Genomic DNA, 17,926 nt, shown 5'->3' on the forward strand with positions numbered 1-17,926 from the left:
CATTACCGTTATATTGGTTCAACAAGAAATAAAGGCTGGTCAAATTCTACCGGAGTAGCATTTTCAACCAAAACTTTTACAATTCTTCCTGAAATTTCAGATTCGATTTCGTTGAACAACTTCATTGCTTCAATCACACAAACCGTTTTTCCAGGCGTGATCTCATCTCCGATGCTTGCAAAAGCAGGCGTTTCAGGATTTGAGGCACGATAGAACGTACCGATCATAGGCGACTTGATTGTAACAAGATTTGAAGATACGGCAGGTTCAACAGGCGCAGAAGGTGCGGTGGCAGCAGTTATAGCGGCTGATGCAGAAAGCGTGTTAGGTGCCGGAGCAGAAAACGGTGCGGGAGCAGCAGATACTACCGGAGCGGAACCGTATCTTTTTACCTTAATTTTAAGATCTGTTGTTTCAATGTTTACTTCATCAAGACCAGACTGGGCGATGAAGTCAATTAGTTTCTGAATTTCTTTAGTTTCCATTTAGTCAAGTTTATACAGTTGTAGGAATTGTAGCCTATGATTTTACTCTTTCAACGTAGTCATACGTGCGTGTATCTACTTTGATTTTCTGACCTTCTTCAATAAATAAAGGTACCATGATACGTGCACCTGTTTCTACCTCAATCGCTTTTTTCGGAGAGTTTGCAGTATCTCCTTTTAAGCCTGGTTCAGCATAGGTCACTTCTAATTCTACAAATGGGGGCAATTCACAAAGTAAAGCAGCATCCGTTTCGGTATTGATCAGGATTTCTACTTCTTGTCCGTCTTTCATCAGATCAGCAGCTGTCACAAGTTTTTCGTCGATCAATACCTGATCAAACGTTTCTGAGTTCATAAAGTTATATCCACTTTCATCCTTGTATAAAAACTGGAATTTATGTCTTTCTACGCGAACCGGAATAATCGTAGCACCTGAAGAAAAAGTATTGTCCAGTACTTTTCCTGTTGTAAGGCTTTTAATCTTAGTACGAACAAAAGCGTTTCCTTTACCAGGTTTTACATGTTGAAACTCAATAACCTGAAACAGGTCATGGTTAAAATGTATAACTAGTCCGTTACGTAAATCTGCGGTCGTTGCCATGTTTGATTAATAATTAAAGCAAAAATTTTGTAAAATCTTAAACACAAAATGAATAATGAAGCATGTCCATTATTCATTTCTTTATTATAAAGCCCATTTTAAATATATAGCTCCCCAGGTAAATCCTCCACCAAAGGCAGCCAACACAAGATTATCTCCTTTTTTCAACTGTGACTCATAATCCCACAAGCAAAGGGGGATCGTGGCCGAAGTTGTATTTCCGTATTTCTGGATATTCACCATCACTTTGTCCATTCCCACACCCATGCGGTTTGCGGTTGCTTCAATGATCCGCTTGTTTGCCTGATGCGGAACAAGCCACGCTACGTCTTCACTTGTCAGGTTATTTTTTTCCATGATCTCAGCTGAAATATCAGCCATATTTTTCACAGCAAATTTAAAAACCTGAGCGCCATCCTGATATACAGAATGCCATTTGTTGTCGACTGTTTCGTGTGTAGGCGGGTACCGGCTTCCTCCTGCTTTCTGGTGTAGATAAGGATATCCAACGCCATCAGAACGAATAATAGAATCTACAATACCATATCCGTCAGTATCCGGTTCCAAAAGTACGGCACCTGCGCCGTCGCCGAAAAGGATACAGGTTTTACGATCCGTATAATCTACAATTGCCGACATTTTATCAGCACCAACTACAATGATCTTTTTATATTTTCCGGTTTCAATAAATTGGGAACCGATCGTAAGTGCATAAACAAATCCGGAACATGCAGCCTGAATGTCAAAACTTCCCACATTTCTGATACCTGTCATATCACAGATCAGATTGGCAGTACCCGGAAATATAAAATCAGGGGTTGTTGTGGCGCAAATTAACAAATCAATGTCTTCCGGAGCGGTATTGGTTTTTGCCAACAACCCTTTTACCGCTTCAGCGCCCATATGTGAGCTTCCTAAACCTTCTCCTTTAAGTATGCGACGTTCCTTAATGCCGGTGCGGCTAACGATCCATTCATCGTTTGTCGCCACCATCGTTTCCAATTCAGCATTTGTCAGAATGTAGTCAGGCACATACCCGTGTATTCCTGTTATAGAGGCTCTTGCGTGGGTCATGGTTAATTTCTAGCATTCAAAATTCATATGAATTTTGGTAAAAAATAGTATCAGAGTTTATTAGCAATTATAACTTTTCGGTCATGCCGTGTTAACTCAACGCATTTGCAATGTGCAGATATGCTTTTGATTTGACTTGTTTATATGCCCATCCAAGCATGTTCTTGATGGCCAGCGGCGAAGAAATACCGTGAGCAATCATTACATTACCATTTACTCCAATAATTGAACTTCCGCCAATGGATTCGTAATTTGTCTGATCAATAAAATCATCCTGAATCCCTTTTTGTTTGGCAATTTCGTAAAAAGACTCTCCTAATTTAAACAATACATTCCCTGTGAAACCGTCAGTAACGATCACATCTGCTTTATTAGTGAAGAGGTCTTTCCCTTCAATATTTCCAATAAAATTGATTTTTTTGTTATCCTTGAGCAGCGGATAAGTCGCCTGAGCAGTCAATGAACCCTTCTGTTCTTCTTCACCGATATTCATTAATGCTACACGCGGGCGCTCAATCTGGAATGTATGTTGAACAAATAGTGAGCCGATTTCTCCAAACTGCGCCAATACCTCAGGCTTACAATCTGCATTAGCACCAATATCCACCATGATGGCATATCCGCCTCCAACCTGCGGTACATAACCTGCAATGGCTGGTCTTAAAACTCCCTCAATAGCTTTTATGCTAAAAAGAGCACCTACGTGCATTGCTCCGGTATTACCTGCGCTGCAAAAGATGTCAATTTCTTTATCTTTCAGAAGCTTGAATCCAATTCCTATGCTTGAATTAGGCTTTTGAGAAAGAGCTTTTGTTGGGTGCTCACCCATCTCAATAACATCTTCGGCATGAATGATGTCAACAACTGATGAAGAAAAGTTATTTTGGCGAAATATCTCCAAAATAGCGCTTTCCCGGCCAATTAACACGATTCGGGCGTCCGATGGCAGTTCTGAAGTGGCTTGCATAACCCCTTCAACAATTGCTTGTGGAGCTAAATCTCCCCCCATAGCATCTACCGCAATTTTCATTTACACGCTGTTATTTTGTACTAAAAGTTAGAAATCGAAGGTGTAAATTTAGCAGTTGTGCCTTAGTAAAAAAGAATTTCGCAACAACTTTTATAAGGCTGCTGCGAAATTGGCATTCTGATCATCAAAAATTAAACCGTTTTGGCATAATTTTCAACAACAACTTTGCCTCTATAAACTAGATTTCCTTCGTGTACGTGCGCACGGTGGAACTGATGAATTTCCCCTGTTGAAGAATCAACTGACAATTGCTTGCCTGTCAGGAAGTCATGTGCTCTGCGTGTATCGCGACGGGTTTTGGAAATTTTCCGCTTAGGATGTGCCATGATGCTTTATGTTCGGTTGTTAATATTCGGTTTGAAAAACTTTTATATGCGGCTCAGGATTATTAATCCCTTATTGCCCTTTTAATTTTTTTAATGCTTCCCAACGCGGGTCAATTTTTTCTTCTGAATCGCTGTCGACATCATCATCTTTTGCCTCCGAAGAATACACCAGTATCACTTCTTCATCTTCTGATTCGTTGTCAGCGTCATCTTCTGTCCTCAGACTTGGATGCAATTTTTTTACCGGAAGCGAAAGTGCGATAAACTCAAAAACATATTTCGCAACGTTAATCCGGTTCGTGTTTCGGTTGATGATTTCTATTTCATCGGTCAGCTCTTCATCGCGGTCGCCAAATTTTAAAATTATCTGATCGTCCGAAATAACAGGCTCCTCAAACGGTTCCAAAGTACGGTCACAGGTCAATTCAACCGAACCTTCAGTATGAAAATGTAACTGGAGCATTGTTGCAGATTTTTTTAAAACCACATGGGTTTTAAATTGGCCGCGTTCAATAAGATCCTGCTCTAATTCTTCAAAAAAAGCGTCTCCGGACTCCATATCATAGTCATACTGTTTGTCTTCCAAACCGTAAATGTCTATGTTGTATTTACTTAGCTCTTTCACTATTTCTGTCAAAAGGACTGCAAAGGTAGTGTCTTTTCGTGTGAATAAAAAAACTATCTACGAATTTTATTGATTTAAACTGAGGTATTTAACATTGAACCCGCTCTTACTCAGCAAGCATTGGATTTTTCCGTATCAATCCGAGTTAAATCTTCTTGGCCGGGTTACCAAAAAATGTTGCATTTGCCGGTACATTTTCCACAACAACCGATCCGGCACCGATCCGGGCATTTTTCCCGATTTCAATGCCTGCAACAATGATAGCTCCTGAGCCGATAAATACGCCGTCAGCAATTTTTACCCTATCGCCGATAATTGCACCAGCGCCTACAGTGACATAATCGCCAACCTGAACAGCAGTTTCAATAATGGATCCTGTCAGAAATAATGAATGACTTCCCAGTTTTGATGTTGCACCCACGACAGCACGTGCGGCAAAGAGATTTCCATGTCCAACAGCGGCCATTTCTGAAATGATAGCGCTTTCATGTATCGCGTTGACGGGCATGCTCTTGAATCGCTCATTCAAACCTTCTGTTAATTGTTTGCGGACAGAACGTTCGCCAACGGCTACAAAAGTTTCGCACTTTTCTCCGATGATGTTGATAAAACCTTCGTCGTCTGTTGCGCCTAAAACACTTACATCGCCAAATTCTTTACCATGCAATTCCTTATTATCGTCCAGGATTCCATAGACGAGCACATTATTTCTTCTGAAAATATCAAGTGCCTGCATACCTAATGCGCCTGCACCAAAAATTAAAACGGGATTTTCCATAATTGATAAGATTCATATTCCGGATTAAACCGAAAATGAAATTGGTAATCGTATTTGTTAATGAACCTGATTGCATTCTGTACCGATTATAAAAAAGATACCAAAAGCAACAGAAAAAAATTCTTGCAAAAGTACAGATTGATTTACAGAAACGTCACGCGGAAAACAAAAGGACTTCCGTATGGCGAAAGATTTTCCTGATTATACGGATCAATCTGATTGTTATAATTAACATTATAAAGTGCTGTAAAATGAACAGCGCGGATTAATTTCCCGCCAGTCGGCTGACTATATGAGGCACCGATCATTGGAGAGCTCAGCCAGGTTCTTTTCTGATAAGACATCGGGACATTCAATGTTTCATACTCCGCAATTATATTGACAACCGGCACAATCTGGTACATCAGGAAAGCCCTGCCGCCATAATTGATGGTATTGTATCCAAAATATTTTGACTTAAACCACATTACCGTAGCACCAACACCCCCAACAAGTTTGTCTGTAATCTGATAACCTGCCATCGGTGAAAGGTTTACATTGGTGATCGTACCAAAACTCAGGCCGAAACTACCGCCCAAACGTATCCTTTCTTTAAACGCAAGATTCTTCAAATCACTTTCAACTTTTTTTTGTTCAACCGGGGCCTTGTCTTCAACCGGAGGCATTTCCTTTCTGACCGGCCTTTCCTTTTTTACAGTATCAGGGCGGTAGTATTCATCAGTTTGAGCAAATACAGTTGTTTTAATAGCTAGTGTGATGATAAATAAGCAGGATAGGAGGATTTTCCTTTTCATTTCTAAATGGTTTATTTTAATATTGTTAATACTAACGCAAAATGCCTAACTTTTGGTTTATTATTGATTTGACCCTCATTATTACGCCTCATTACAACGTTTATGCACTATCAAATTTCAGTAACTGACCCTGTTTCGCACTTTCTATCGATTACTTATACTGTTCCTGATATAACTGCGGATCGTATTGAAATTCAATTACCTGCATGGCGTCCCGGACGTTATGAAATTCAAAATTTTGCCAAAAATATTCAATTTATTGAAGCAATTTCAATAAGTGGTGATAAACTACCATTACGCAAAATCACGAAGGATCGTTGGGAGGTTAAAACAAATTATGAAAAAACAGTTCAAATACGCTATTCTTTCTTTGCGGCGATACAAAATGCCGGCAGCAGTTATGTAGATGAAGATCTTTGGTATCTGAATTTTATCAATTTTTGTTTTTATACCGAAGGAAGAATTAATGATCCATGCTCGGTTTCTCTGGCATTGCCTGAAAATTTTGAGATAGCCTGCGGACTGGAATCTTCTGGTCGCCATAAACTTATTGCGAAGGATTTTTATCAACTGGTTGATAGTCCGCTTCTTGCATCAGAATCTTTGCAAAAGTCTGATTACATCGTACGCGGTGTACAGTTTCATATCTGGATGCATGGAAATCTGAAACCAAACTGGAAGCGTATTCAACGCGATTTCAGAAGATTTTCCAGAGAGCAGATTGCTACCATGGGAGAATTTCCTGAATCAGATTATCATTTCCTGAACCTGATTTTGCCCAATGCTTTTTATCATGGCGTTGAACATCACAATTCTACCATGATCGTTCTTGGTCCGGACGATGAAGGGGAAGGATTATATACCGATCTGCTTGGCGTAAGCTCTCACGAACTGTTCCACGCCTGGAATATCATCAGAATCCGTCCCATTGAACTTTTACCATACGATTTTACAAAAGAAAATTATTTTGAAACCTGTTTTGTGGCCGAAGGCTGCACGACTTATTATGGTGATTTATTTTTAAGACGTTCAGGTGTTTTCGATGACGAAGCTTATGTCAAAGAATTACAGGTTTACATGAAACGTCACTTTGAAAATAATGCACTGGCCTCACAATCACTGGCCGAATCTTCTTTTGATCTCTGGCTTGATGGATATGAAAAGGGAATTCCACACCGTAAAGTTTCGGTATATCACAAAGGTGCTTTGGTGGCTCTGATCCTGGATTTATATCTTCGGAAAAAATCCGATCATGGATCATCCCTGGATACGGTTATGCAGGTTTTATGGCAACGTTATGGTAAACCGTTTGTTGGTTATACTATTGAAGATTACAAAAATGTTGTTGAAGAAATCGCAGGTGAGAGTCTTGACTGGTACTGGAAGGAATGCATTTTTACCAACGAACCACTCGAAACAAGGCTAAATGAAGCACTGGCATTTGTGGGATTACAAATGACGATTTTTAGTAATGGAAATATTCAGCTTAACGTTCAGGATGATTTTCGGGCAAAAGTACAGCGGGATAAATGGCTGGAAACAAGGCAGGTGTTGAATGACGAAGAAGAGGAGGAATAGTGCGTGTATTCTTGACTATTATATAAAGCTTTTAATAGTCAATTTTTAATCCTCGATTTTCATAAAATCATTTTGATAAAACATCCTTTAACGCTTCCAGCAAATCCGGGAATTCATATTTGAAATCCGTTTCATCTTTTATCCGCTGATTGATCACATAATTGCTTCCCAAAACTACGTTAGCCATTTCTCCGAAAGCCAGACGGAGAGCAAATGATGGAACATTGGGCAGCCATTGTGGTTTGTTCAGTGCCTTGCAGATCTGTTTGGTGAAATCTTCATTCGTTGCGGGCGGGAAAGCCACTGCATTATAAGCGCCTTCCCAGGAATCTTTTTCCATACATTCAATATACAACCGGCAAAGATCATCAATATGAATCCAGGAAAGCCATTGTTTGCCTGTTCCCAACGGAGCTCCGAAACCGAATTTTGCAGGTAAGGCCATTTTTGGAACAGCTCCGCCATCATTACTTAAAACAATCCCTGTCCTCAGTTTTACAGTTCTTACGTCAAGGCTTTTGATGGAATCCGCAGCTTTTTCCCATTCAATGGTTACTTCTGAAAGAAAGTCTTTTCCCGGAGGGGACATTTCAGTATGTTGAATATCGCCGGTATCTTCTCCGTAATAACTGCTTCCGGAAGCCGAGATAAATGATCTCGGTCTGATATCCGCTTGTTTCAGCTTTTGACAGATCAGTTCTATACTGTCTGTCCGGCTGCTGAATATTTGTTTTTTTCTATCCTCTGTCCATTTTTCGTCAGCAACACCAGCTCCGGCCAAATGGATTAAATAACTGGTGTTTTTAAGAGCACCTGCCTCAATATATTTATTCTTCACGTCCCATTCAAAGACTTTGACAAATGGGATATCTATTTTTCTTCTGCTTAGGTACGCTACTTCATAGCCTTTCTTCAGAAGCAATGTTGTTAAACGTTTTCCTATTAAACCTGTTCCGCCGGTGATTACAACTTTTTGTGCCATAAAATTTTAAATGAGGGTATAATAAGTGAATACAAAAATGATGCCCTGCTATGGAGTTGCGGTACTATTTTCCTTCGGAGGTTCCTGCTCAATAGCTTTTGTGATCCTGTCAATCATATCTTCCACCGATTCGCCGGGTAAAAATTGCATCGGTGCTTTAAACTGAACTGTAAGAATCGTATTTCTCTTTTTAAATCGTAAACCCTTTTTGTCAAATGCCCTTCTGAAACCATTAATTACCACCGGAATTACAATCGGCTGATGTTCTTTGATCAGATAAGCTGTTCCCTTTCGAACCGGAGCGAATGGTTTTGTAGTACCCTGCGGAAAACTGACAACCCAACCATGTTTGAGGCCCATACCGATTTTATCCTGCGCAGAATTATCAAGTTCACGTTTTACGTTTTCACCATTGGCCCGCCAGGAACGATCAATGGTGATTGCTCCGCCGATACTAAACAGTTTTGGTAAAATACCTTCTTTCATCGTTTCAGACGCAGCCACGTAGTAACACCGGGCTCTTGGAGAAAACAGGTAAAAGGGTGGGGCAATAGAATCTTTGTATCCCCATTTCGTAGCACAAAAAATGTGGTAAAAAGCAATGACATCTGCAAAATAAGTCTGGTGATTGGAGAGGAAAATGACACCATGATCCGGAAGGTCAACGAGCTGCTCACTTCCCGTAATTTTAATTTTATTGACTGCCGTATAGCGATAATAGGTAAACCAGCCGATCACAAAAATGAAGAAACGTTTTACAGTCAGAAAATTGCCGAAAGGGTCCTTTTCGAATATCCCAAGAAAATCAAATCGAGCCAACCAGGTTGGAAGCGCGCTGAACGTACTTTTTTTTGATGTCATGAGATAAAGTCTTTCGATAAATCGTGTCTGGGTTAATTTTCGTCAATTATTTGATAATATTGAGCCACAATCAAGTATGCAGGGGTAAGTTAATAAAGAGATTGATAAATTAATAAAATAACTATGCTACCGTAAAATGTAACCGGGAGTATGTTTTTTAGTCATAGTAATTGTCATGTCATTTGGCATGATTCTTTGATTACGGCGTTATACTTACTTAATTTTGACGAGCTCACTAACAAAAACATTACAAATTTTTATGAATACCAAATTTCAGTTACACATACTCGCTTGTGTTTTGGGCGCAGGAATTCTGTCCGGTTGTTCGAGAAATCCGGTAACGGGAAAGAAAGAAATCATTTTTATGTCGCCCGAAAAGGAAAAGGCATTGGGAGCTGAATCCCATCCGTCCGTTGTGTCTTCTATGGGATTGTATGATGATAAAAATCTGACTGCTTTTATCAATGAAAAGGGAAAAGCAATGGGTAAAGTTTCGCATCGTCCGGAAGTTGACTATCAATTTTTCATCGTAGACTCTCCGGTAGTGAACGCCTTTGCAGTGCCTGGCGGATATGTTTATTTCACGCGGGGAATTATGGCTCATTTTAATAATGAAGCAGAATTTGCGGGTGTTTTGGGCCATGAAATTGGTCACATAGCAGCGCGTCACTCTGCAAGTCAGCAGACAAAACAGGTTTTTACGCAGGGCGTAATATTGGCCGGATCTGTACTTTCTCCCACTTTCAGAAGTTTATCGGATCAGGCTTCGCAAGGTTTGGGATTATTACTTTTGAAATATAGTCGTGATCATGAAAGTCAGTCAGATGAACTGGGTGTGGAATATTCGAGCAAAATCGGATATGACGCGCATCAAATGGCAGATTTCTTTGGAACCTTAAAAAGGATCAGTGATAAGAGCGGAGCAAGTATCCCAACTTTCCAGTCGACTCACCCGGATCCGGGAAATCGCCAGGTGACCGTTGAAAAACTGGCTACCAGCTATCAATCAGCACATCAGGCAAAATATAATGTCAATCGTGATGTTTATCTGCGAAAAATCGAAGGATTAATTTATGGTGTTGATCCGAAACAAGGTTTTGTGGAAGGCGGACAATTTTATCATCCGGAATTAAAATTCCAGTTCCCGGTTCCTTCGGATTGGCAGTCAGAAAATACGCCTGCACAATTCCAAATGGCATCCAAAGATGGAAAAGCAATGATGCTTTTTACAATTGCCGAAGGGAAAACGCTGGATGAAGCTGCACAAACTGTGATCAAAAATTACGGTTTGCAAACTTCTGAAAATAATAAAACAACAATTAACGGATTTCCTGCCATTGCGATGATCGCAAAACAAGTGGCTCAGGGACAGACTGCGCCGGCAGCGAATGCCGCGCAGATTGCGAGTTGGTTAATTCAATATAACGGGTCCATATATGCCATTCACGGTGTTGCGGCAAGTGCTGATTTCGGAGCGAATTTTAATCAGTTCAAATCCGTTGCACAAGGTTTTAAATCGATAACGGATCAATCCAAGCTTAACAGAGAGCCGGACCGTATCAGAATAAAAACTGCGCAACGCGACGCTACACTTCGTGACCTTTTGAAGGATGCAAATATGCCGGATAATAAACTGGACGATATAGCAATACTTAATGGAATGGCTCTGACTGATAAAGTTGAAAAAGGGATGCTTTTCAAAACTTTGAGTAAATAAAAGGCAGTCATTTGCGAGACAAATAGCTGGATTTTACGTCTGGATATCGATACAAATAAAACCACTTGTATTACTGAAATATCAGTTTTGCAAGTGGTTTTATTTTGTTCAGGCTCTTATCTGTCAATCGGTTTGAAAGTAAATTACTCATATTTTTATGCGTAAGAAAAATGATATTTTGCTAAAAAGTGCATTTGAAGAATCTTTTTCAGACCTTTTAATTTTTTTCTTCAATGACGCAGCACTTATTTTTGATTTGGAACGCGGTTTCGATTTTATGGATAAGGAACTGACCGAACTTTTTCCTGATTTAGAGAAGAAGGGAGGAAGCCGGTTCGTAGATATGCTGGTAAAAACTTACCTGAAAACCGGTGCAGAAGAATATATTCTGGTTCATATTGAAATACAGGACGGCGCCATAAAAAAATTCCCGCAACGCATGTTTCAATATTATTACAGGATACTGGACAGATTTGAAGTTGAGGTGGCAGCATTGGCAGTATTTACCGGAAAAGAAAAACAAAAGTGGCCGTCTGAATATCGAAAAAATTTTCTTGGCACTGAGATAATCTACAAATACAACTCTTATCACATATTTGATCACGATGAGGATCAATTAAAGGGAATGGATAATCTCTTTGCTCTGGTAATTTTGGCAGCTCAAAAGGTTATTTCAGCAGATAAAATTACGGAGTCAGAGCTCGGCAGACAAAGACTGGGAATTGTACGGACGTTGATAGAAAGCAAACGCTATGACAGTGAAAAAATCAGACGTTTTCTCTTTTTTCTGAAGACTTTTATTTACATTGAAAATACTGAAATAAATAGTAAATTTGATAGTGAGGTAAATTTATTAACTGGAAATGAGACATCTATGGGAATTATAGAAGCAATCAAGATGATCACTTTGGAGGAAGGTTTTGAAAAAGGCGTCGTAACTGGGATGGAAAAGGGTATGTCGCAAGGTATTGAAAAGGGTGAACAAAGAAAAACGTATGAGATTGTCAAAAATCTTTTGCTTAATACTGACTTCGACGTCCCAAAAGTCGCAGCGCTTGTTAATTGTCCAGAATCATTTGTTAAAGAAGTTAAGGAAGATATTATTAGAAAGTAAACAAGGTGAGTAATTTGACTACCCACCCTGCACTGATTTTTATTTCAATTTCGTTTCCAGAACCTTCATATAATATCCGCCCACAACCGAACGCGCCCGGAAGCCAACTGATTTCCCGTCTGTGGTTTCATGCCAGTCCGATAAGGGAATTTTGTCAGGCGTTTCTGTTACGTAGCGATAAATTGGCTTGATTAGCGCTTCAAAATCTTTCTGATTATCGGCCATCGTTGCTGTCCAGAGAATCCAGTCAGATTTTGTGTAGGTACGACGACTATCCAGTGGTAAACCAAAAGCGAGTTGTTTTGTCAGGTAATAATTAATATCCTTTTTGGCCACTTCTTTCGGGAAAACATTCAGCTCCAATAGTTTATCCCAAACCAGATTGTATTTCTGGCTCCAGGTACCTTTTTTGTCAAATGTTAAAGCATAATGATCTCCGTCATTGGCCATAGCCATCCATTTTTGTGCAAACTCCTTTACCAAACCGTTGACCTCAGCCGCTTCTTTTTTGTCACCTAGCTGTTCAGCCATTTTTGCATAACTTGCCAAACCCATAATGGCTTTGATAGACAAATTTGTATTTCTTGCCAAATGTCCGGCAAAGTCATCCGTGCAAAGTTGGTTAGCCGGATCAAAACCTTCTTTTTTCAAGTAACCAGCCCAGATTTTCAGAGTTTCCCAATGTTTTTTAGCAAACTCAATATTCTTCTCGGTTTTACAAATTGCATAGGTCAAAATCAGCATATTTCCTGATTCCTCCACTGGCATGTCTTCATCATAAGTTTGTCCGTTGGCCAGTGGATAAGTGCCCACATCATGCGCTGCAAATGGTTTTTTCCATTTTCCGCTTTCTGAATAAAAGAAAATAGGTTCCATCATTCCTTTAAGCAATGTTGGATTATAAATTAAGAATAGCGGTGCTGATGGGTAAGTAATATCCACTGTACCAATGGAGCCGTTGCTGAAGTTTTCTTTGGAAAGAAATAGCGGCGTTTCATCTGGACCGGCAACCAGTTTGTGCGCTGCAATGGCCTGACGATAAGCAGCAACGCAAAGCTCAGCGTAGATTTTGCCACCAGCCTTCAATGCATCATCATAAATTTTTGTATCAACGGTTTTGCAGGCATCCACAATCTGAATGAAATTTGTTTCAGCATCTTTTAATTCACCCTGAATTGTTTTATCGCCATTTTTATTCCACCATGGAAGCAGATTTTTTCCAAAGTATTGAACAGAAAATTCATCATCATAACCAAGCAAAACATGATTCGAAGTGCCTTTGCTATCCACTTTTCCAACATTCGAAATTATTCCCATTGCCCTGTTCTCGCCATTACCGATCATCATGGTATTAACCGGATCAAGTACGCCTTTTTGAGAAAAACTTTTGATCAGTCCGGCCGGTGTTCCGAAAGCTGAACCTGAAACTGTTTTTTCAGAAGCGGCCAAATAGGCGTAACCCCAGTCAATCCGCACATCATCACCTTTGCGCTGCAAAATTTTCTGATCAAGACTTCCGATGGCAAGTGTAATCAAACCACCATCTTTTCCAGCTCTTTCAGTTACTTCCTGATTTCCCTCATTAACAGCCAACAGGCCGGAAACAGAAGTTAATACCTGGACGTCATGTACTTTTCCATCTTTCGATTTAACATCATAAACAATATAATTTACCGGTCTCGATAGTAATGCAAGATTATCCATTAGCAGCGGAGCGACAAAACTTGCTGTGATCTGCACCGGACCTGCATTAAATGAATAAATGCTTTGTGTGGCTTTCATTTCAAAACTAGTCTGTTTTGCAGACATGATCACATCTGCACCTTTTGGCGCGATTTCGTCTGTCAAACCGATGTCTATATATCCTGGTCCGGCTCCGTTTTTACAATATGCAGCCAGTATGTTTTTTCCTTTCTTTAACGATTTTTTGGCGGCTTCACTGATCTTTTTTGTTTCATAACCACCTGTAAAACAATTAGAACATTCGTAAGCTGAGATACCATTTATGAAAACGGAGACGTCGTCGTCATGAAAAATGTTCAGACCGATCTTCTCAAAATTGATATTGTCCAGCATAAATTCACGACGATACCAGATTTCTTTTGGAAAAACTGTACCCGTTTTCAACATATTATCATTCCGGTCTTTTGTGCCAAATGGAGCCTTACCATTTTTCCAGCCAGTCGCTTTAAAACTCTCTTTATTCCAGTCCGCAGCGGGTTTTTCGGTGGTATAGGCAGCTTCATATACTTCAACTTTTGCAGTACCGATTACAGATTTCAAAACAGGTACAGCCGCACCCATAAATCGATATGTTTTTCCGTCAACCCGAATCAATCCGTCTATTGGATTTGGTTTGCCGGTCCAGTGCCTGGTTGGCGAACCATTAAGCTCACCACCAAATGACCATACACTTGTGTAGGGATCCACAGTTATCAGCGGGACAGCCGGCGGCTGAAAATTCTGAGCAAAGCACGTGCCAAATCCGCATAGCAATAATGCAAGAAGGTAGGTTTTAGTTATTTGATAAAAATTTGTCTTCACGAAATTTTAGGATCAGTAAGCGATTAGGAAAAACGTTTTAGCGAAATACGAAGTTCTGGAAAATATGCTGATTTTCTTGATATTTATAAATAAAAAGTGGCTTCACTGTCTCAACAATGAAGCCACTTAGAAGAATCTAAATGAAATTATTTTTTAAAAGCAGCTTTTGCATTTTCCAGAAACGCTACGAAATGGGCCGGATTTAAATCATAATTTTTTGGTGCGACCAGTAGATCCCCGTTCTGATCCACGATGCAATAATGCGGCTGCGCATTGTTATTATACTTAACGATTTGTAAATCAGCGTTTTGAGCCCCAATCGTTTTCTTTACTTTGTTATCATATTTAGATGTATACCAGTCGGCTTCAGGTAATTCTGTTTTGTCGTCCACGTAAAGTGCGGCAATAACAAAATCATTTTGAAGACGTTTCAAAACTTCCGGATCAGGCCAAACGCGTGCTTCCATCTCACGGCAATTGACACAACCATGGCCCGTAAAATCGATAAAAACCGGTTTGTTTACTTTTTTAGCATAAGCCTGCGCTTCTTTGATATCAAAAAAACCATCCAGATCATGCGGTAAATGGAACAGATCCGCATACTTTTTATTTTCGCCTGATGAAGCTGACGGTGCCACTCCGCCTACTCTTTTACTTAAATCAAAATCAATTGTGGATTGCGGAGGCAGATACCCTGCCAAAGCTTTCAACGGCGCGCCCCACATACCAGGAAGCATATAAACTACGAAAGTGAAAGTGATAATCGAAAGCAAAATCCGGGGAACGCTCACGCGCTCAATTGGAGAATCATGCGGTGTCAGGATTTTTCCTAACAGATAAAATCCTAGCATAGAGAAAATTACAATCCAGAACGCCAGGTAAACTTCACGATCCAGCAAATGCCAGTGGTATACCTGATCTGCGATACTTAAAAATTTAAGCGCAAGCGCAAGTTCCAGAAATCCAAGTACCACCTTTACTGTATTTAACCAACCACCGGATTTCGGCAAAGATTTGAGCCATTGTGGAAATAAGGCAAACAAAGTAAAAGGAATGGCGAAAGCAGAAGAAAAGGCCGCCATACCAACAATCGGTTTGACAACGGCACCACCGGCTGAGGCTACCAACAGACTACCAACAATTGGCCCTGTACACGAAAACGAAACTAGGACCAATGTAAAAGCCATAAAGAAAATCCCGGCATAGCCGCCCTGATCCGATTTTGCATCCATTTTATTAACAAATGCACTCGGCAGAACGATCTCAAAAAGTCCCAGAAATGATAATCCAAAGACGAAGAAAATAGCAAAGAACAATACATTTGGAATCCAGTGTGTACTCAGGAAATTGGCAAAAGCCGGACCGTTTAATCGGGAAACGACAGTTCCAATAAGCGTATAAATCAATACAATTGATACTCCATATAATAGGGCTTTTACTTTTCCATTCGTCTGGTTTGTAAAATAACTGACCGTCATTGGAATAATAGGGAAAACGCAAGGTGTTAACAAAGCAACCAAACCAGAAAGAAATGCGGCCAGTGCAAATGCCCATAAAGATTTATGTGCCCCGGTGTCTTCGGCGGTCAAATCTATTTTTGGAGCGTCTGATTTTGTTTTGAAAGCCGTTGCAGAATCTCCGGCAGACAGGGAGATATCAGCTGTTTCCTGAGACGTTGTATCTTTTATTTCAGCAGAAGCTGTTGTATTTGTTTCAGCAGGTGTTGTACCAGCGGATTGCTCAGCAGAAATTCCGGCTACGACTTTTAAACCCTTAAATTCAAAGTCATCTCCTCCCGGTACGCAGGTACCAGAAGTATGGCTGCAGGTCTGGTATTCTGAACTTCCTTTAATAACCGGATTGTCGGTTAATACTTTTATAGTTTGTTTGAAAACAGCTTTTCCATCAAAAAATTTGACATTTCCACCCCAGATTTCTTCATATTTCGTCTTCGGGTTTTGCGGTTTCAGTTTACCTACCAGTTCAAGAGATTTATTTTTGGTGTAATTAAAGGTGGTTAACATGGGCCCGAGTTCGGGATCAAAATCGGAAGAATAGATGTACCAGTCTTTATCAAGCACGGCTGTGAAAACCAGATCTACCGTTTCACCCTGTTTTACTTCGTTTTTTGAGAAAGTATAAGTCCATTGCGCATGTTTTTGAATTTGGGCAATAGCATCGGTTTTTGCAAGAACTGCAAGAACAATAGTAATGAATAGAAAAAGACTTCGTTTCATTGGATATTTTGATAGTAGGAGCTGAATGGAATCATTCAGGTTTCTAATTTATAAGATTGAAGGCAGCGATTTTGGTGCCCGGATTTAATTATTCAACGTAATTTTTCTAAAAAAATTCATCATGTAAAATAACATAAATTCTATCATCAATTACACAGGCCGGATCGTACAAATAAAAGCTTCGGTCCAGCGGCAATAGAATGAAGTGTAGTTTTGGACAAATTTATTTATTAAAACCTTCGGGCACATTTAAATTCCTGTTCATGATTTCTTCTAACTTTGTGAGCTCAAATGAAGTATATTAACCACAATTCGATGTCTGAATCTCTTTACATAATAAAAATAGGCGGCAATGTAATCGATAATACCGAGGCGTGTTCTCGTTTTCTGGCTGCTTTCGCCAAATTGCCCGGTATGAAAATTCTGGTACACGGAGGAGGGAAAGTAGCCACACAAATTGCTTCGAAACTTCAGATTGAAACACAAATGGTTGACGGGCGTCGAATTACGGATAAACCGATGCTGGATGTGGTAACAATGGTTTACGGTGGGCTTGTTAATAAAAATCTTGTCGCTGGTCTACAATCAATGGGTTGCAATGCTATCGGGCTTACAGGTGCGGACGGAGGAATCATCCGTTCTGTAAAAAGACCGGTGAAAACAATTGACTATGGCTTTGTAGGCGATATAGAAAAAGTTAATGATAATCAGATCACATCTATATTAAACAGTAGCCTGATTCCTGTGATCGCGCCGTTGACGTATAATGACCAGGGGTCACTTTTAAACACCAATGCAGATACGATGGCTTCGGCGGTAGCAGTGGCTATGGCAGGTAATTATCAGGTGAAACTGATATATTGTTTTGAGAAAAAAGGTGTTTTATCGGAACCGGATAATGATGATTCTGTAATATCGTCTTTAATACCAGGAACTTATGCGGAATATAAAGCATCGGGCATTATTAATAAAGGAATGATTCCAAAACTTGATAACGCTTTTGCCGCTTTGGATCAAGGTGTAGCCAATGTGATTATTTGTCACGCTGATGATTTGGAAACAGCAGTCTTTGGAGAATCCGGCACCGTTATTTCTAAGCTGTAAGGTTTAATAAAGATATTTTAATTATAGTATTTATTCTATTAGCTGCATATAGATTCTGTATAACTCAAATTATTCA

At 39.9% G+C, this 17,926-nt stretch carries 16 protein-coding genes; 4 read left to right on the forward strand and 12 right to left on the reverse strand.

Features of this window, described 5'->3' with window-relative positions:
* Positions 1 to 8: 8 nt before the first annotated feature.
* From accB to LXL81_RS12760, 8 genes are all read right to left on the reverse strand, one after another.
* Positions 9 to 485, reverse strand: a complete 477-nt coding sequence (gene accB / locus LXL81_RS12725; protein WP_234647171.1) for an acetyl-CoA carboxylase biotin carboxyl carrier protein — start codon at positions 483 to 485, stop codon at positions 9 to 11.
* Positions 486 to 519: 34 nt separating this feature from the next.
* Positions 520 to 1,086: an elongation factor P gene (efp, locus tag LXL81_RS12730; protein ID WP_234647172.1), complete on the reverse strand. Its 567-nt coding sequence runs from the start codon at positions 1,084 to 1,086 to the stop codon at positions 520 to 522.
* An 84-nt stretch (positions 1,087 to 1,170) separates the two neighbouring features.
* Complete coding sequence (locus LXL81_RS12735; protein WP_234647173.1) at positions 1,171 to 2,160, reverse strand: beta-ketoacyl-ACP synthase III; 990 nt, start codon at positions 2,158 to 2,160, stop codon at positions 1,171 to 1,173.
* 91 nt (positions 2,161 to 2,251) lie between these two features.
* Positions 2,252 to 3,190, reverse strand: coding sequence for a phosphate acyltransferase PlsX (gene plsX, locus LXL81_RS12740; protein WP_234647174.1), 939 nt, complete (start codon positions 3,188 to 3,190; stop codon positions 2,252 to 2,254).
* A 131-nt stretch (positions 3,191 to 3,321) separates the two neighbouring features.
* Positions 3,322 to 3,516, reverse strand: a complete 195-nt coding sequence (gene rpmF / locus LXL81_RS12745) for a 50S ribosomal protein L32 (RefSeq protein ID WP_090337350.1) — start codon at positions 3,514 to 3,516, stop codon at positions 3,322 to 3,324.
* Positions 3,517 to 3,586: 70 nt separating this feature from the next.
* Positions 3,587 to 4,141 (reverse strand): DUF177 domain-containing protein, encoded by a 555-nt coding sequence (locus LXL81_RS12750; protein WP_234647175.1) that lies wholly within the window; start codon positions 4,139 to 4,141, stop codon positions 3,587 to 3,589.
* Between the two features lie 145 nt (positions 4,142 to 4,286).
* Positions 4,287 to 4,919, reverse strand: a complete 633-nt coding sequence (locus LXL81_RS12755) for a NeuD/PglB/VioB family sugar acetyltransferase (RefSeq protein ID WP_234647176.1) — start codon at positions 4,917 to 4,919, stop codon at positions 4,287 to 4,289.
* A 143-nt stretch (positions 4,920 to 5,062) separates the two neighbouring features.
* On the reverse strand, positions 5,063 to 5,713 hold the full coding sequence (locus tag LXL81_RS12760; RefSeq protein ID WP_234647177.1) for a hypothetical protein: 651 nt from the start codon (positions 5,711 to 5,713) through the stop codon (positions 5,063 to 5,065).
* A 102-nt stretch (positions 5,714 to 5,815) separates the two neighbouring features.
* Here LXL81_RS12760 and LXL81_RS12765 point away from each other — a divergent pair, with 102 nt between their 5' ends.
* The gene (locus LXL81_RS12765) at positions 5,816 to 7,291 is read left to right on the forward strand and encodes a M61 family metallopeptidase (protein WP_234647178.1); all 1,476 of its coding nucleotides are present in this window, start codon (positions 5,816 to 5,818) and stop codon (positions 7,289 to 7,291) included.
* A 67-nt stretch (positions 7,292 to 7,358) separates the two neighbouring features.
* Here the strand turns inward: LXL81_RS12765 and LXL81_RS12770 are convergent, their stop codons facing one another.
* A complete protein-coding gene (locus LXL81_RS12770) occupies positions 7,359 to 8,273 on the reverse strand; it encodes a TIGR01777 family oxidoreductase (RefSeq protein WP_234647179.1) in 915 nt (304 codons plus the stop codon).
* A 48-nt stretch (positions 8,274 to 8,321) separates the two neighbouring features.
* The gene (locus LXL81_RS12775; protein WP_234647180.1) at positions 8,322 to 9,134 is read right to left on the reverse strand and encodes a 1-acyl-sn-glycerol-3-phosphate acyltransferase; all 813 of its coding nucleotides are present in this window, start codon (positions 9,132 to 9,134) and stop codon (positions 8,322 to 8,324) included.
* 259 nt (positions 9,135 to 9,393) lie between these two features.
* On the opposite strand from LXL81_RS12775, the gene LXL81_RS12780 reads away from it, so the two are divergent.
* Together LXL81_RS12780 and LXL81_RS12785 are read left to right on the forward strand one after the other, a co-directional pair.
* Entirely contained in the window at positions 9,394 to 10,851 is a 1,458-nt protein-coding gene (locus tag LXL81_RS12780) for a M48 family metalloprotease (protein ID WP_234647181.1), read from the forward strand.
* Positions 10,852 to 11,008: 157 nt separating this feature from the next.
* Positions 11,009 to 11,965, forward strand: coding sequence for a hypothetical protein (locus LXL81_RS12785; protein WP_234647182.1), 957 nt, complete (start codon positions 11,009 to 11,011; stop codon positions 11,963 to 11,965).
* A 39-nt stretch (positions 11,966 to 12,004) separates the two neighbouring features.
* Here LXL81_RS12785 and LXL81_RS12790 read toward each other — a convergent pair whose 3' ends face one another.
* Together LXL81_RS12790 and LXL81_RS12795 are read right to left on the reverse strand one after the other, a co-directional pair.
* The gene (locus LXL81_RS12790) at positions 12,005 to 14,488 is read right to left on the reverse strand and encodes a glutaminase domain-containing protein (protein ID WP_409013896.1); all 2,484 of its coding nucleotides are present in this window, start codon (positions 14,486 to 14,488) and stop codon (positions 12,005 to 12,007) included.
* A gap of 167 nt (positions 14,489 to 14,655) precedes the next feature.
* Positions 14,656 to 16,746: a cytochrome c biogenesis protein CcdA gene (locus LXL81_RS12795; RefSeq protein WP_234647184.1), complete on the reverse strand. Its 2,091-nt coding sequence runs from the start codon at positions 16,744 to 16,746 to the stop codon at positions 14,656 to 14,658.
* Positions 16,747 to 17,061: 315 nt separating this feature from the next.
* Between LXL81_RS12795 and argB the strand changes: the two genes are divergently transcribed.
* Positions 17,062 to 17,850 (forward strand): acetylglutamate kinase, encoded by a 789-nt coding sequence (gene argB / locus LXL81_RS12800; RefSeq protein ID WP_234647185.1) that lies wholly within the window; start codon positions 17,062 to 17,064, stop codon positions 17,848 to 17,850.
* Positions 17,851 to 17,926: the final 76 nt, after the last annotated feature.

The sequence above is a fragment of the Dyadobacter sp. CY356 genome (assembly GCF_021440195.1).
In the GTDB taxonomy this organism is placed as follows: Bacteria; Bacteroidota; Bacteroidia; order Cytophagales; family Spirosomataceae; genus Dyadobacter.

What these genes read in the sequence shown, in the direction of transcription:
- accB (WP_234647171.1), bottom strand. Translation starts at nt 485, where the DNA reads ATGGAAACTAAAGAAATTCAGAAACTAATTGACTTCATCGCCCAGTCT.
- efp (WP_234647172.1), bottom strand. Translation starts at nt 1,086, where the DNA reads ATGGCAACGACCGCAGATTTACGTAACGGACTAGTTATACATTTTAAC.
- LXL81_RS12735 (WP_234647173.1), bottom strand. Translation starts at nt 2,160, where the DNA reads ATGACCCACGCAAGAGCCTCTATAACAGGAATACACGGGTATGTGCCT.
- plsX (WP_234647174.1), bottom strand. Translation starts at nt 3,190, where the DNA reads ATGAAAATTGCGGTAGATGCTATGGGGGGAGATTTAGCTCCACAAGCA.
- rpmF (WP_090337350.1), bottom strand. Translation starts at nt 3,516, where the DNA reads ATGGCACATCCTAAGCGGAAAATTTCCAAAACCCGTCGCGATACACGC.
- LXL81_RS12755 (WP_234647176.1), bottom strand. Translation starts at nt 4,919, where the DNA reads ATGGAAAATCCCGTTTTAATTTTTGGTGCAGGCGCATTAGGTATGCAG.
- LXL81_RS12760 (WP_234647177.1), bottom strand. Translation starts at nt 5,713, where the DNA reads ATGAAAAGGAAAATCCTCCTATCCTGCTTATTTATCATCACACTAGCT.
- LXL81_RS12765 (WP_234647178.1), top strand. Translation starts at nt 5,816, where the DNA reads ATGCACTATCAAATTTCAGTAACTGACCCTGTTTCGCACTTTCTATCG.
- LXL81_RS12770 (WP_234647179.1), bottom strand. Translation starts at nt 8,273, where the DNA reads ATGGCACAAAAAGTTGTAATCACCGGCGGAACAGGTTTAATAGGAAAA.
- LXL81_RS12775 (WP_234647180.1), bottom strand. Translation starts at nt 9,134, where the DNA reads ATGACATCAAAAAAAAGTACGTTCAGCGCGCTTCCAACCTGGTTGGCT.
- LXL81_RS12780 (WP_234647181.1), top strand. Translation starts at nt 9,394, where the DNA reads ATGAATACCAAATTTCAGTTACACATACTCGCTTGTGTTTTGGGCGCA.
- LXL81_RS12785 (WP_234647182.1), top strand. Translation starts at nt 11,009, where the DNA reads ATGCGTAAGAAAAATGATATTTTGCTAAAAAGTGCATTTGAAGAATCT.
- LXL81_RS12795 (WP_234647184.1), bottom strand. Translation starts at nt 16,746, where the DNA reads ATGAAACGAAGTCTTTTTCTATTCATTACTATTGTTCTTGCAGTTCTT.
- argB (WP_234647185.1), top strand. Translation starts at nt 17,062, where the DNA reads ATGTCTGAATCTCTTTACATAATAAAAATAGGCGGCAATGTAATCGAT.